The organism is Pseudomonas simiae (genome assembly GCF_000934565.1).
Classification (GTDB): Bacteria; Pseudomonadota; Gammaproteobacteria; order Pseudomonadales; family Pseudomonadaceae; genus Aquipseudomonas; species Aquipseudomonas simiae.
This window is the reverse complement of record NZ_CP010896.1, coordinates 438,437-453,095: the sequence shown is the minus strand read 5'-3', so window position 1 is coordinate 453,095 and position 14,659 is coordinate 438,437. Positions and strand designations below refer to the sequence as shown.

General features: G+C 61.3%; 9 protein-coding genes and 1 pseudogene. All 10 read right to left on the bottom strand.

Going from position 1 to position 14,659, the window contains the following annotated elements; all coding sequences use genetic code 11:
• Positions 1-69: 69 nt before the first annotated feature.
• Positions 70-1,137 (bottom strand): uroporphyrinogen decarboxylase, encoded by a 1,068-nt coding sequence (gene hemE / locus PF1751_RS02010; protein WP_010213749.1) that lies wholly within the window; start codon positions 1,135-1,137, stop codon positions 70-72.
• 382 nt (positions 1,138-1,519) lie between these two features.
• Positions 1,520-2,938, bottom strand: coding sequence for an FAD-dependent oxidoreductase (locus PF1751_RS02005; RefSeq protein ID WP_010213750.1), 1,419 nt, complete (start codon positions 2,936-2,938; stop codon positions 1,520-1,522).
• Positions 2,939-2,970: 32 nt separating this feature from the next.
• Entirely contained in the window at positions 2,971-7,416 is a 4,446-nt protein-coding gene (gene gltB, locus PF1751_RS02000; protein WP_021492320.1) for a glutamate synthase large subunit, read from the bottom strand.
• Between the two features lie 353 nt (positions 7,417-7,769).
• On the bottom strand, positions 7,770-9,341 hold the full coding sequence (locus tag PF1751_RS01990) for an SPOR domain-containing protein (protein ID WP_010213754.1): 1,572 nt from the start codon (positions 9,339-9,341) through the stop codon (positions 7,770-7,772).
• A gap of 10 nt (positions 9,342-9,351) precedes the next feature.
• Entirely contained in the window at positions 9,352-10,452 is a 1,101-nt protein-coding gene (gene aroB / locus PF1751_RS01985) for a 3-dehydroquinate synthase (protein ID WP_021492321.1), read from the bottom strand.
• A 125-nt stretch (positions 10,453-10,577) separates the two neighbouring features.
• Positions 10,578-11,096, bottom strand: a complete 519-nt coding sequence (aroK, locus tag PF1751_RS01980; RefSeq protein WP_010213757.1) for a shikimate kinase AroK — start codon at positions 11,094-11,096, stop codon at positions 10,578-10,580.
• Positions 11,097-11,100: 4 nt separating this feature from the next.
• Positions 11,101-12,357 (bottom strand): annotated as a pseudogene (locus tag PF1751_RS01975) (type IV pilus secretin PilQ); the annotation flags it as partial.
• A 138-nt stretch (positions 12,358-12,495) separates the two neighbouring features.
• Entirely contained in the window at positions 12,496-13,455 is a 960-nt protein-coding gene (locus PF1751_RS01970; protein WP_044286520.1) for a pilus assembly protein PilP, read from the bottom strand.
• Positions 13,452-14,006, bottom strand: coding sequence for a PilN domain-containing protein (locus tag PF1751_RS01965; protein ID WP_010213760.1), 555 nt, complete (start codon positions 14,004-14,006; stop codon positions 13,452-13,454). Before PF1751_RS01965 ends, PF1751_RS01970 begins: the two co-directional genes overlap by 4 nt.
• Positions 14,003-14,656, bottom strand: a complete 654-nt coding sequence (gene pilM / locus PF1751_RS01960) for a type IV pilus biogenesis protein PilM (RefSeq protein ID WP_044286519.1) — start codon at positions 14,654-14,656, stop codon at positions 14,003-14,005. The genes PF1751_RS01965 and pilM overlap by 4 nt, the downstream gene beginning before the upstream one ends.
• Positions 14,657-14,659: the final 3 nt, after the last annotated feature.

Here is a 14,659-nt window from a genome sequence, read left to right as displayed (position 1 = left end):
GGCATGACTGTATCAACTGACACTCCGCATTCGCGAGCAAGCCCGCTCCTCCCACATTTGTTTTGCGTGTTATTCGTGGTATTGCGCGGACAGTTCATGCACCGCGCGCAGGAACGCGCCGGCATGCTCCGGATTCACTTCCGGCGTAATGCCATGGCCCAGGTTGAATACATGCCCGGTACCCTTGCCGTAGCTGGCGAGGATGCGGCCAACTTCGGTGCGGATCGCTTCCGGCTTGGCATACAGCACGGTCGGGTCCATGTTGCCTTGCAGCGCGACCTGGCCGCCAACGCGACGGCGGGCTTCGCCAATGTCGCAGGTCCAGTCCAGGCCAAGGGCGTCAGCACCGGCGTCGGCAATGCTCTCCAGCCACAGGCCACCGCCTTTGGTGAACAGGATGACCGGCACTTTACGGCCTTCGTGTTCACGGATCAGGCCGCTGACGATCTTGCGCATGTAGGCCAGGGAGAACTCCTGGTAGGCCGCCGCCGACAGGTTGCCACCCCAGGTGTCGAAGATCTGCACCGCTTGCGCGCCGGCCATGATCTGTCCGTTGAGGTAGGAAGTGACCGACTGCGCCAGCTTGTCCAGCAGCAGGTGCATGGCTTGCGGGTTGTCGTAGAGCATGGCCTTGGTCTTGCGGAAGTCTTTCGACGAGCCGCCTTCGACCATGTAGGTGGCCAGGGTCCAAGGGCTGCCGGAGAAGCCGATCAGCGGCACGCGGCCGTTAAGCTCGCGGCGGATAGTGCTCACGGCGTCCATCACGTAACCGAGGTCTTTGTGCGGATCAGGGATCGGCAGCGCTTCGATATCGGCCAGGGTGCTGACGACTTTCTTGAAACGCGGACCTTCGCCGGTTTCAAAGTACAGGCCTTGGCCCATGGCGTCAGGGATGGTGAGGATGTCGGAAAAGAGGATGGCCGCGTCCAGTTGTGGGTAGCGGTCCAGCGGCTGCATCGTGACTTCGCAGGCGAACTCCGGGTTCATGCACAGGCTCATGAAGTCGCCGGCATGGGCGCGACTGGCGCGGTACTCCGGCAGGTAGCGACCGGCTTGGCGCATCATCCACACAGGGGTGACGTCCACAGGTTGCTTGAGCAGGGCACGAAGGAAACGGTCGTTCTTGAGGGCAGTCATGTCGGCATCCGCAAAAAAAGTACGGGCATTTTCTCAGAGCCGGACGCAAAAGGCACGGAGTGAGCCGTGCCTTTTGTCTATCGGGTCAATTTGTCGCAATGACTGGCGACGCAAACCCCACTGTGGAACGGGGTTTGTGTGGGAGCTGGCTTGCCTGCGATGGCGGTGGTGAATTCACGATTGCTATCGCAGGCAAGCCAGCTCCCACATTCGATCCCATTTCAACCCATGACTTTATTGAATACACACAAACCAATGTGGGAGCGGGCTTGCTCGCGAACGCGGTGGGTCAGTCGATACATCTGGTGACTGATAAACCGCATTCGCGAACAAGTCGAACCGCCGCTCCCACATTTGATCCCATTTCAACCTGGAATCAGGGTCAGACTTGCAGGTAGTCCAGGATCCCTTCGGCGGCATTGCGGCCTTCGAAGATCGCCGTCACTACCAGGTCAGACCCGCGCACCATGTCGCCACCGGCGAAGATTTTCGGGTTGCTGGTCTGGTGCTTGTACTGGCCTTGTTCCGGGGCGACGACGCGGCCCTGGCTGTCGGTCTGGATCTGGAACTGCTCGAACCACGGCGCCGGGCTTGGGCGGAAACCGAAAGCGATGACCACGGCGTCGGCCGGGATGATCTCTTCGGAACCCGGGATCGGCTCGGGGCTGCGACGGCCACGGGCGTCCGGTTCGCCGAGACGGGTCTCGACCACCTTCACGCCTTCGACGCGGTCTTCACCGACAATCGCAATCGGCTGGCGGTTGTAGAGGAATTTCACGCCTTCTTCCTTGGCGTTCTTCACCTCTTTGCGCGAGCCCGGCATGTTCGCTTCGTCACGACGATACGCACAGGTCACCGACTTGGCGCCCTGGCGAATCGACGTCCGGTTGCAGTCCATCGCGGTGTCGCCACCGCCCAGCACCACAACCTTCTTGCCCTTCATGTCGACGAAGTCTTCCGGCGACTTTTCGAAGCCCAGGTTGCGATTCACGTTGGCGATCAGGAAGTCGAGCGCGTCATACACGCCTGGCAGGTCCTCACCGGCAAAGCCGCCCTTCATGTAGGTGTAGGTGCCCATGCCCATGAACACGGCATCGTATTCTTCGAGCAGTTGCTCCATGGTCACGTCTTTGCCGATCTCGGTGTTCAGGCGGAACTCGATGCCCATGCCGGTGAACACTTCTCGACGGTTGCTCAGTACGGTTTTTTCCAGCTTGAACTCGGGGATGCCGAAGGTCAGCAGGCCGCCGATTTCCGGGTTCTTGTCGAACACCACCGGGGTCACGCCACCCCGCACCAGCACGTCGGCACAGCCCAGGCCCGCCGGGCCCGCGCCAATGATCGCGACACGCTTGCCGGTCGGCTTGACCTTGGACATGTCCGGACGCCAGCCCATGGCGAACGCGGTATCGGTGATGTACTTCTCCACCGAACCGATGGTCACCGCGCCGAAGCCGTCGTTGAGGGTGCACGCACCCTCGCACAGACGGTCCTGCGGGCACACCCGGCCGCACACTTCCGGCAGGGTGTTGGTCTGGTGCGACAGCTCGGCGGCGGCGAGGATGTTGCCCTCGGCCACCAGCTTGAGCCAGTTGGGAATGAAGTTGTGCACCGGGCACTTCCATTCGCAATACGGGTTACCGCAACCCAGGCAGCGGTGGGCCTGGTCGGCCGAGTGCTGGGGTTTGAAGGGTTCGTAGATCTCCACGAACTCTTTCTTGCGTTGACGCAACAGTTTCTTCTTCGGATCTTTGCGCCCGACATCGATGAACTGGAAGTCGTTATTCAGACGTTCAGCCATGTTAAAACCTCATCAAACTCTTCAGGCGCATATCACTGCGGGTTGGCACGGATGCTGGAAAGCAACGATTTCAGGTTGGCAGCCTTGGGCTTGACCAGCCAGAAACGACGCAGGTAATCATCGAGGTTCTCGGCGAGGTTACGACCCCATTCGCTGCCGGTCTCCTCGACGTACTCGTCCAGCACGTGCTGCAAGTGGTTCCGGTAGGATTCCATGGCTTCGCCGCTGATCCGCTGGATCTCGACCAACTCGTGGTTGACCTTGTCGACGAAGGTGTTGTCCTGGTCGAGCACGTAGGCGAAACCGCCGGTCATGCCCGAACCGAAGTTGTAACCGGTCTTGCCCAGTACCGCGACGAAGCCCCCGGTCATGTACTCGCAGCAGTGATCGCCCGTGCCTTCCACCACGGTGTGGGCACCGGAGTTACGCACGGCGAAACGTTCACCAGCAGTGCCGGCGGCGAACAGCTTGCCACCGGTGGCGCCGTACAAGCAGGTGTTGCCGATGATGGCACTGTCCTGGGTCTTGTAGACGCTGCCTTGAGGCGGAACGATCACCAGCTTGCCACCGGTCATGCCCTTGCCCACGTAGTCGTTGGCATCGCCTTCCAGGTACATGTGCAGGCCGCCGGCGTTCCACACGCCGAAGCTCTGGCCCGCCGTGCCCTTGAAGCGGAAGGTGATCGGCGCTTTCGCCATACCCTGGTTGCCATGCTTGCGTGCGATTTCGCCGGAGATGCGTGCGCCGATGGAGCGGTCGCAGTTGCAGATATCCAGGGCGAATTCGCCACCGCTGGCGTCGTTGATCGAGGAAGAAGCCATCTCGACCATCTTCTCGGCCAACAGGCCTTTGTCGAACGGTGGGTTGCGGTCCACCTGGCAGAATTGTGGCTTGTCTGCCGGGATGTGGTCGCTGCCCAACAGCGGCGTCAGGTCCAGGTGATTCTGCTTGGCGGTCTGGCCTTCAAGGATGTCCAGCAGGTCGGTACGCCCGATCAGTTCTTCGAGGGAACGCACACCCAGCTTGGCCAGCCACTCACGGGTCTCTTCGGCGACGTAGGTGAAGAAATTCACCACCATGTCGACGGTGCCGATGTAGTGATCCTTGCGCAGCTTCTCGTTCTGAGTCGCGACGCCAGTGGCGCAGTTGTTCAGGTGGCAGATGCGCAGGTATTTGCAGCCCAGGGCGATCATCGGCGCAGTACCGAAGCCGAAGCTTTCGGCACCGAGGATCGCTGCCTTGATCACGTCGAGGCCGGTTTTCAGGCCACCGTCGGTCTGCACACGCACCTTGCCGCGCAGGTCGTTGCCGCGCAGGGTCTGGTGGGTCTCAGCCAGGCCGAGTTCCCACGGAGCGCCCGCGTACTTGATGGAGGTCAGCGGCGAAGCGCCGGTGCCGCCGTCGTAACCGGAGATGGTGATCAGGTCGGCATAGGCTTTGGCCACACCGGCGGCGATGGTGCCCACGCCGGCTTCTGCCACCAGTTTCACCGAGACCAAGGCCTGCGGGTTGACTTGTTTCAGGTCGAAAATCAGCTGCGACAAGTCTTCAATCGAGTAGATGTCGTGGTGCGGCGGAGGCGAGATCAGCGTCACGCCCGGTACCGCATAACGCAGCTTGGCGATCAGGCCGTTGACCTTGCCGCCTGGCAGCTGGCCGCCTTCACCGGGCTTGGCGCCCTGGGCCACCTTGATCTGCAGCACTTCAGCGTTGACCAGGTATTCCGGGGTTACGCCGAAACGGCCGGTCGCGACCTGCTTGATTTTCGAGCTCTTGATAGTGCCGTAGCGCGCCGGGTCTTCACCACCTTCGCCGGAGTTGGAACGCGCACCCAGGCGGTTCATGGCTTCGGCCAAGGCTTCGTGGGCCTCAGGCGACAAGGCGCCCAAGGAGATACCGGCGGAGTCGAAGCGCTTGAGGATCGATTCCAGCGGCTCGATTTCGCTGATGGCCAGCGGCGTGTCCAGGGTTTTTACCTTGAACAGGTCGCGGATCATCGACACCGGACGGTTGTCCACCAACGCGGTGTATTCCTTGAACTTGGCGTAGTCGCCCTGCTGCACGGCGGCTTGCAGGGTGCTGACCACGTCCGGGTTGTACGCGTGGTATTCACCACCGTGCACGAACTTGAGCAGACCGCCTTGCTGGATCGGCTTGCGCGCGCTCCAGGCTTCGGCCGCGAGGGCTTTCTGTTCGGCTTCGATGTCGACGAAACGCGCGCCTTTGATACGGCTTGGCACGCCACGGAAGCTCAGGTCGCAGACTTCTTCGGACAGGCCGATCGCTTCGAACAATTGAGCACCGCGGTAAGACGTGACGGTGGAAATGCCCATCTTCGACAGGATCTTCAGCAAGCCCTTGGTGATGCCTTTACGGTAGTTCTTGAACACCTCATAGAGGTCGCCCAGCACTTCACCGGTGCGGATCAGGTCACCCAGCACTTCGTACGCGAGGAATGGGTACACCGCCGAAGCGCCGAAGCCGATCAGCACCGCAAAATGATGCGGGTCGCGGGCAGTGGCGGTTTCCACGAGGATGTTGGAGTCGCAGCGCAGGCCTTTTTCGGTCAGGCGGTGGTGCACTGCGCCGGTGGCCAGGGACGCGTGGATCGGCAGTTTGCCCGGCGCGATGTGACGGTCAGTCAGCACGATCTGGGTACGACCGGCGCGCACGGCCTCTTCGGCCTGGTCAGCGACGTTGCGCACAGCGGCTTCAAGGCCGAGGCTCTCGTCGTAGTTCAGGTCGATGATCTGGCGGTCGAACCCTGGACGCTCCAGGGTCATCAGCGATCGCCACTTGGCCGGTGAGACCACTGGCGAGCTGAGGATCACGCGGGAGGCATGCTCAGGCGATTCCTGGAAGATGTTGCGCTCGGCACCGAGGCACACTTCCAGCGACATCACGATGGCTTCACGCAGCGGGTCGATCGGTGGGTTGGTCACCTGGGCGAACTGCTGACGGAAATAGTCGTACGGCGTGCGCACGCGCTGGGACAGCACAGCCATCGGCGTGTCGTCGCCCATGGAGCCGACCGCCTCGTAGCCTTGCTCGCCAAGCGGGCGCAGCACCTGGTCACGCTCTTCGAACGTGACTTGGTACATTTTCATGTACTGCTTGAGCTGGTCGACATCGTAGAACGCCGAACCGTGGTCATTGTCTTCCATGGTCGCCTGGATGCGCAGGGCGTTCTTGCGCAGCCATTGCTTGTACGGGTGACGGGACTTCAGGCGATTGTCGATAGCGTCGGTGTCGAGGATCTGACCGGTTTCGGTGTCCACGGCAAGGATCTGGCCAGGACCGACACGGCCTTTGGCGATGACGTCTTCCGGCTTGTAGTTCCACACGCCGATTTCCGACGCGAGGGTGATGAAGCCGTTGGTCGTGGTGACCCAACGCGCCGGGCGCAGACCGTTACGGTCGAGCAGGCACACCGCGTAGCGACCGTCGGTCATGACCACGCCGGCCGGGCCGTCCCACGGCTCCATGTGCATCGAGTTGTACTCGTAGAATGCACGCAGGTCCGGGTCCATGGTCTCGACGTTCTGCCACGCCGGCGGAATGATCATGCGCACGCCACGGAACAGGTCGATGCCACCGGTGACCATCAGTTCGAGCATGTTGTCCATGCTGGACGAGTCAGAACCCACACGGTTGACCAATGGGCCGAGCTCTTCCAGGTCCATCAGGTCGTTGGCGAACTTGGTGCGACGGGCCACGGCCCAGTTGCGGTTGCCGGTGATGGTGTTGATCTCGCCATTGTGGGCGAGGAAGCGGAATGGCTGGGCCAGCGGCCATTTCGGCAGGGTATTGGTGGAGAAGCGCTGGTGGAACACGCAGATTGCGGTTTGCAGGCGCTCATCGCTCAGGTCTGGATAGAAGGCGGTGAGGTCCGCCGGCATCATCAGGCCTTTATAAATGATGGTCTTGTGGGAAAAGCTGCAGATGTAGTGGTCGGTGTCGGCCGCGTTGGCCACGGACGAGCGACGACGCGAGGTAAACAGCTTGATCGCCATGTCCTGGTCGCTCAGGCCTTCGCCCGCGATGAACACTTGTTCGATCTGCGGCAGACGCTCATTGGCCAGGCGGCCGAGCACGCTGGTATCGATCGGCACTTTGCGCCAGCCGACGAGCTGCAGGCCGGCGGCCAGGATCTCGCGGTTCATGTTCTCGCGAGCGGCTTCGGCTTTGACCGGGTCCTGGTTGAAAAACACCATGCCCACGGCGTACTGCTTGGGCAGGTCGACCGCAAATTGCTCTTTTGCGACAGCACGCAGGAACTGGTCGGGCTTTTGAATCAGCAAGCCGCAACCGTCACCGGTCTTGCCGTCGGCGTTGATCCCACCGCGGTGGGTCATGCAGGTCAGGGCCTCGATGGCCGTTTGCAAAAGGGTATGACTGGGTTCGCCCTGCATATGGGCTATCAGGCCGAAACCGCAGTTATCCTTGAATTCATCGGGTTGGTACAGACCTGCTTTCATAGACACTTTCTCACCAGGCTGCCTCTTATATCGAGGCAAATTTCTTTTCAATTCAACCGGTTACCTTCCACGCCGAACGTACGCCGGCTTAGCGGGGGCAAAAGGGAGGTCATTGTACACACCGACACAGACGCTCACAAATTTAGCGACGAAATGTCGCAAATCTATGTCGCATTTATGAAAGGTTTAAAGCGATATGCTGTGCTAGTCAAAACTTTTTTAATTCTGACCGCTACGACTCAAAAGCTACTGTGACGCAGACACCACAAAGCGCGCGGTCTCTAGAGACTGCACGCACTTGCGGTTATTTTTTGAGGTGCCGGGAGGGCGGCCTGGGTAAGGCCGCCGGATCTTCAGCGAGTTGTTGCGAGTTCTTGTTGAACGCTGGCAACAGTGCGAGGCCAAGGTTTACCAGCCTGAACCTTCGCTGGCAAGGCTTTGATCGCAGAATCGGCTGCTGCACGGCTGGAGAAGTTGCCGTAGGTGATCACGTAGAGAGGCTTGCCGTTGAGCACTTTCTTGAAATAACGGTACTCGCCGCCCTGCTCTTTCACGAACGCCTGGGCGTTGGCCTCGGAGCTGGTGCCCAGGATCTGCACCACGAAGTTGCCGGAAGGCTGACTGGCGTACCAGCTGCTGCCAGCGGCACCCGCTTTGGCAACAGTGGCGGCCGGTTTTTCAGCCGGCTTGGCCGCTGGAGCCGGGGTAGGCTTGACGGTTGGCGCAGGCGCAACCGGCTTGGTCACAGGCGCAGGCTTGGCGGTGGCGACGGTCGGCGCAGGGGTAGGCGCGGGGGTCGGCTTGGCGGCCGGCTGACCCGCTGGCACGCCCGCAGGCGGTGCAGTGGTGGTCACGGTTGGCGGTGTCGCGCTGGAGCCTTCCACCGGCACGCCGTCGTCGCCTTCGGAGATGCCACCGGCTTCTTCTGCAAGGGGGCCACGCATCACAGGCTGGCCGACCATCGGCAGGTTGGTCGGTTGACCGGAGTTGGCGAATTCAACATTTGGTGTGGGCTTGCCCAGTGGCAACTGCGCCTGTTCGGTTGGCGCGCCGGCGGTGGTCGGTGCCTTGCTGCGACCTGGGATCAACCAGGCGGCGGCGACAGCGACCACAACAACGGCGGAAATAGCCAATACGTGTTTCTTAGGCATTGTGAACCCCATCTTTGGACGCTTGACCGCAGTGCGGCTGGCAATCATGGCTTCGATCATGGCATCGCGGGCAACCTGGTTGATGGTGCCAGGCCAGCCGTCGGAGCTTTCGTGAATATCAGAGATCTGCTGAGCGGAGAAAAGTTCGATACCCGCCCCTGCGCCTTCCAGGCGTTGAGCCAGGTATTCGCGGGTTTCTTCCTCTTCGTACGGCTGCAATTCGATGACGTGGAACAGCTCCTGATCACCGCTGATCTGCTCAAGATCGGCGATCAGCGACGACTCGCCAAACAGGAATACGTGCGGGCGACCTTCCGGCGTACCCGCCGCCAGCGCCAGCAGCGCTTCCAGGGCGGATTCGTCGAGCTGCTCGGCGTCATCCACCAGCAGGTAGACTTCCTGGCCCGTCAGGCCCAGTTGTACCACCTGCTTGAGGATCGCGTTTGGCTCGGCAGTGGCCACGTCCAGGGACTGGGCAACCTGACGCAGCACGCCCGCCGCATCCCCGGCACCACGGGCCGATACCACCACGCTCTGTACCGACTGCTTGTTGGTACTGGCCACCAGGGCCTGGCGCAGCAGGGTCTTGCCGCTGCCCAACGGGCCGGTCACGACCAGCAGCAGTTGGCTGTATCGCGCGAGGTGGTGCAGTTGGCCGAGCACTGGCTTGCGCTGGGCCGGGAAAAATTTGAAGCCAGGCACCCGTGGAGCAAAAGGGTCGTGGCTTAACTGGTAATGGCCGAGGAACGCCTCGTCGGCATGCAAACTAGTCATCGGGATCTTATTAACCTTTAAGCTGGGCCAGGGCGCGGTAATCCGCTCCCAGCGTGGCCTGTAAAATCTCTTTCGGATAATCGTCGGTCACCACTGCTTCGCCCATGTGGCGCAGCAGCACCAGTCGCAGTCGACCGTCGATCACTTTCTTGTCTATTGCCATATGTTCGAGGAAATCCGCCTCAGTCATCTCCTCCGGCGGAATGACCGGCAAACCGGCGCGCTGGAACAGGCGGATGCCACGATCACGCTCCTGGGCGCTGATCCAGCCCAGACGCTGCGACATCTCCAACGCCATCACCGTGCCAGCCGCTACAGCCTCTCCATGCAACCACACACCATAGCCCATGTGCGTTTCGATCGCATGGCCGAAGGTGTGGCCCAGGTTCAAGGTGGCCCGCACACCGGACTCCCGTTCGTCGGCATTCACCACCAGCGCCTTGGCGGCGCAGGAGCGCGAAATCGCTTCAGTGAGTGCCGCCTGGTCCAGGTTGCGCAGGGCATCCACATGTTCTTCCAGCCAGGTCAGGAAGGGCTCGTCGCAGATCAACCCGTACTTGATGACTTCCGCCAAGCCCGCCGACAGCTCGCGCGGCGGCAAGGTGTTGAGGGTCGCGGTGTCGATCAGCACGGCTTGAGGCTGGTAGAACGCGCCCACCATGTTTTTGCCCAGCGGGTGGTTGATGCCGGTCTTGCCGCCCACCGACGAATCGACCTGGGACAGCAAGGTGGTCGGCACCTGGATAAAGTCCACGCCGCGCTGGTAGCAGGCCGCCGCAAAACCGGCCATATCGCCGATTACACCGCCGCCTAGGGCGATCACAGTAGTACGGCGATCATGGCGTGCAGTCAGCAGGCCATCAAAAATCAGTTGCAGGGTTTCCCAGTTCTTGTGGGCTTCGCCGTCGGGCAGGATCACCGAGATCACCGAATACGCCGCCAGGCTGCGGCTCAGACGCTCAAGATACAGCGGCGCGACCGTTTCGTTGGAGATGATCGCCACTTGCCGCCCGGCAATATGCGGTGCGAGCAACTCGGGCTGGTCCAGCAGACCTTCGCCAATATGGATCGGGTAGCTGCGCTCGCCTAGATCGACCTTAAGTGTCTGCATGTGTCCCCGCGTTAGAGATGGAGTGACGACCGACGACGTCAAGATCTGACGTCACCTGATGGCTCTACGCCACACCCCACAGGGTGATAGCGCGCCGCCGAGAATAGCGCATTTCGAGCCGGGCTTTAACGGGGTGGCAGCCGTTGCAGGCGCTCAAGAATGTCGAGGACCACCATCCGGGGTGGCCGCTCATCGGTTTCCACCACCAGATCGGCGATTTCCCGATACAGCGGATCGCGCAGCGTGAGCAGGTCCCGCAGGGTTTTCTCCGGGTTGGCCGTGCGCAGCAACGGACGATTGCGATCGCGGGCGGTGCGGCCCACCTGCTGCTCGACCGAGGCATGCAGATAGACCACCCGACCACCGGCATGCAACGCGCGGCGGTTTTCATCGCGCATCACCGCACCGCCGCCGGTCGCCAATACCACGCCATCGCAGCCGCACAGCTCGGCAATCATCGCCTGCTCGCGGTCACGAAAGCCCAGTTCGCCTTCCTTATCGAAGATCCATGGGATATTGGCACCCGTGCGCAATTCAATTTCCTTGTCGGAATCTTTGAACGGCAGGCGCAGCTCTTTGGCCAGCAAACGGCCGATGGTGCTTTTTCCAGCCCCCATCGGTCCTACAAGAATCAAATTTCGCACAGAATCAACGACTCACAGCAATCGCCTGGTTATTCATAATACGCGGAGTCAGGAATACCAGCAGCTCGGATTTTTTCTCCGCCAGCACATCGCGCCGGAAAAGGCGGCCAAGATACGGCACATCGCCCAAAAATGGCACTTTATCTACCACTTTGCTCTGGGTATTGGAGAAAACTCCGCCGATCACGATGGTCTCGCCATCCTTGACCAATACCTTGGCGTTGACCTCGTTCTTCTTGATCGGCGGCACGTCGTTGAGTTTGTTCAAGTAGTCGGGCTCATCCTTGGTGACCTTGACCTCCATGATCACGCGGTCATCGGGGGTGATCTGCGGGGTGACTTCCAACGACAGCGAGGCCTCCTTGAACGACACTGACGTAGCGCCGCTGGAGCTGGATTCCTGGTAGGGAATCTCGGTGCCCTTGAGGATGCGTGCGGTTTCTTTGTCGGAAGTGACCACCTTGGGTTGCGAGACGATTTCGCCGTTGCCGGTTTTCTCCATGGCGGTGAGCTCCAGGTCCAGCAACAGGTTGTCGGTGATATAGGCAATGCCCAGGCCCGAGGTGCCGGTGAGTGATCCCAAGTCCACAAAAGGTGATGGGGGTGGGTTTTCCGGCGGTGCGGCGCCCTCAGGCGGAGGTTTCGCAATGCCACCCGCGCCCCAGTTACCCCGATTGAGCCGCCCACCCCAGCGCGCGCCCAGGCTTTTGTCGTAATCGACATTGGCCTCGACAATCCGCGCCTCGATCATCACCTGGCGCACGGGAATATCCAGCTGCGCCACGATCCGTCGCAGTTCCTCCAGTCGCTCGACAGTCTGATAGGCGATGATGTTGTTGGTGCGATCATCCACCGCCACCGAACCACGCTCATCGGTCACGCCCTCAAGGCCGGTGACCGACTGGAACAACTTGGCCAGGTCTGCCGCCTTGGCGTAATTGACTTGCAGCAGCTCGCGGCGCAACGGCGCCAGCTCGGCCATCTGCTTTCGCGATTCCAGCGTGAGCAGCTCGCGCGCAGCCAGTTCCTCGGCCGGCGCCACCAACAACACGCCGGCCTTCACCCGCTTGTCCAGGCCCTTGGCTTGCAGCACCAGGTCCAGCGCCTGATCCCAGGACACATCCTTGAGGCGCAGGGTGATAGAACCCTGCACATCGTCACTGGCAACCAGATTGAGGCCCGCCACATCGGCAATTTGTTGCAACGCCGTGCGCAACTCGATGCTCTGGAAGTTGAGGCTGAGCTTGTCGCCTGTGTAGGCGCTCAGCGTGGTGCCGCCGGGAGGCGGCAACTGGATCAGATCTACACGATTGGGCACAGCAGCAGCCATCGGTGCCGTGAACGCTATCCATAGCGCCACACCGAAGGACGAGAAAGTCCTTTTCATTGTTTGATTCCGTTATGAGTTGATGTTTAGCACCAGGGTTCGCGGGCGTTCCAGCCATGCCCCCTGACCATCGGGAAACAGCTCGACCAGTTCTATGGAGCGCTCATGAATGGCTGTGACTCGGCCATGGTCCGGCCCCAGGTAGTCCCCGACCGTCAGGCGATGCACCTTGGACGAGGCACGTAGCAGAGCAAAAACCTGCCCCCCACGAGACAGCGTGCCAACCATTTCAAACTGGTCCACTACAAGGTTTTCCAGCACGCCACGTGGCCGGGCAAAGTCCGGCGCACGGGCCGGTCGCCCCATCAAATGATCGACCCGCACCGCAAGCCGGTGAAATGGATCACGCAACGCGGACGAGTCGTAGGCAAAGGGCTGCCGCTGTACAAGCCGCCCACCGCCCTGCGCATGCCAGTAAGTCTTGGCCAGCACGTCAAGGCGCAACCGCTTGCCGTCACGCCGAAGCACCACATCGTGCACCGTGGCGATGCGCGACAGGCCACCCAGGCCCGCCAGGAACATCGCCAGGTCGTGATAAGCCCCCGCGACGCCGACCTGCACGGGTTGTTCGTGAAAGAACGACCTGGACAACGCATCCAAAGGCGTGACGCTCTCGACCACCAACCCGTTGGCCAGCGCCAGACGCGCGATGTCTTCCAGCAAACCAGGCATCTCGGACTCGCCAGGCAACGCCTGCAAACGTTCGTCGACCTTCGCTTGCATCAGTTGGAGCTGCTGCGTACGCGCTGCAAGGCTGGCGGCCAGCCCAGTCTTTTGTGCGACTTGCTGCTGCAGGGCCACTTCCCGCGCCTCGACCTGGTGCAACCGTTCCCGCGAAGGGCTCAGGTACACAAGGTCGCCCACCACAAACACCACGCCCGCCAGCGCACAACCCAACAGGGCCTTGCCAGGTAGGGACCATTTTGCAGCGTTGTAAGTGAGTGCAGAAAGATTGAGCCTTGGCAGGCTCAAGGTTGAGCCTCGGAGGACTCTCCCTGACGCACCATCAGCTGGAATTGATTGTTGCCGCGCGCGCCATCCGTTCGCACATGCTGCAACCGAGTGGAATGGGCGCCTTCCGCGGCTTCCAGGCGGCGCATCAATTGAGCGATGTCCTGGCTGGATTCAGCGCTGCCGCTGATACTGACCGTATCCCCCTTGGCCACCACCTCATGCAGGTGCACGCCGTCGGGGACCGCGCGCGCCAGTTGGTCCAACAGTTGAGCACCGGACGAGCGGGCATCATGCAGGTCTTGAACGACTTTCATGCGTTGCGCCAACTGCTGGCTTTGCTCCTGCAGATCGTCGATGGTCTTGATGCGTGAATCCAGGCCGACGATCTCCTTGCCCAGATGGTCATTGCGGGTCACTTGACGATCGATGGCCCGGTCGATCACCTGGTCCGCCAGCCAAACGGCCGCGAGCGCCGCACAGGCGAACGCCAGCAAGCACGCCAGTAGATACTTGCGTCGCCGCTCTGCCAGCGCCTGGCGCCAAGGCAGTAGGTTGATTCGTGTCTTCAAGCGAAACTCCTCAGGGCCAACCCGCAAGCAATTCCCATCCCCTGGGCATCCACGGCCCATTGTGCACCATCGACGCGATGACTCGGCGTGAAGCTGGCGAAATCCTGACTGCAAGCGCGCGCCAATGCAAACGCTTCGACATCGATCACCTTCGGCACCAGCCCCGCCAAGGCCAAAACCGCCTCGCGGGCTTCCACTTGTTCCTTCAAGCAGGCGGCCAGCAATACCTCGACCCGATTCGGGTCCAGGGCCGTCGGCCCACGCACTTGAAAGTCGATAGCCACGTCATCCAGCGGATAAGGAATGTACTGGTCTGCCTCCATCTGGATCATCCAGGCCATCTCATCGTCGGTGAGGCCGGCTTCCAGATCAATCATCCGCGTGATCACCGAGGGCCCGGCCACGGCAGCGGCAGCGCCACGAACCGATGTCGACAACCGCGACCACGCGCTGCGCAAAGCGCGCCCTACGCCTTCAAGATCAAGGAATGTGCCGTCGACCACCGTTTGCGCCGGCAACGCCTGCGTGACGTAGCCTTGAATGTTGAAACCTGAAGGTGAACGGCCCAGCTCGATCAAGCGGATGGCCGTGTCATTGATGTCGACACCCAGCAAGGTGCGAGCTTTTCCCGTGAAAAATCCTTTTCCCATAAA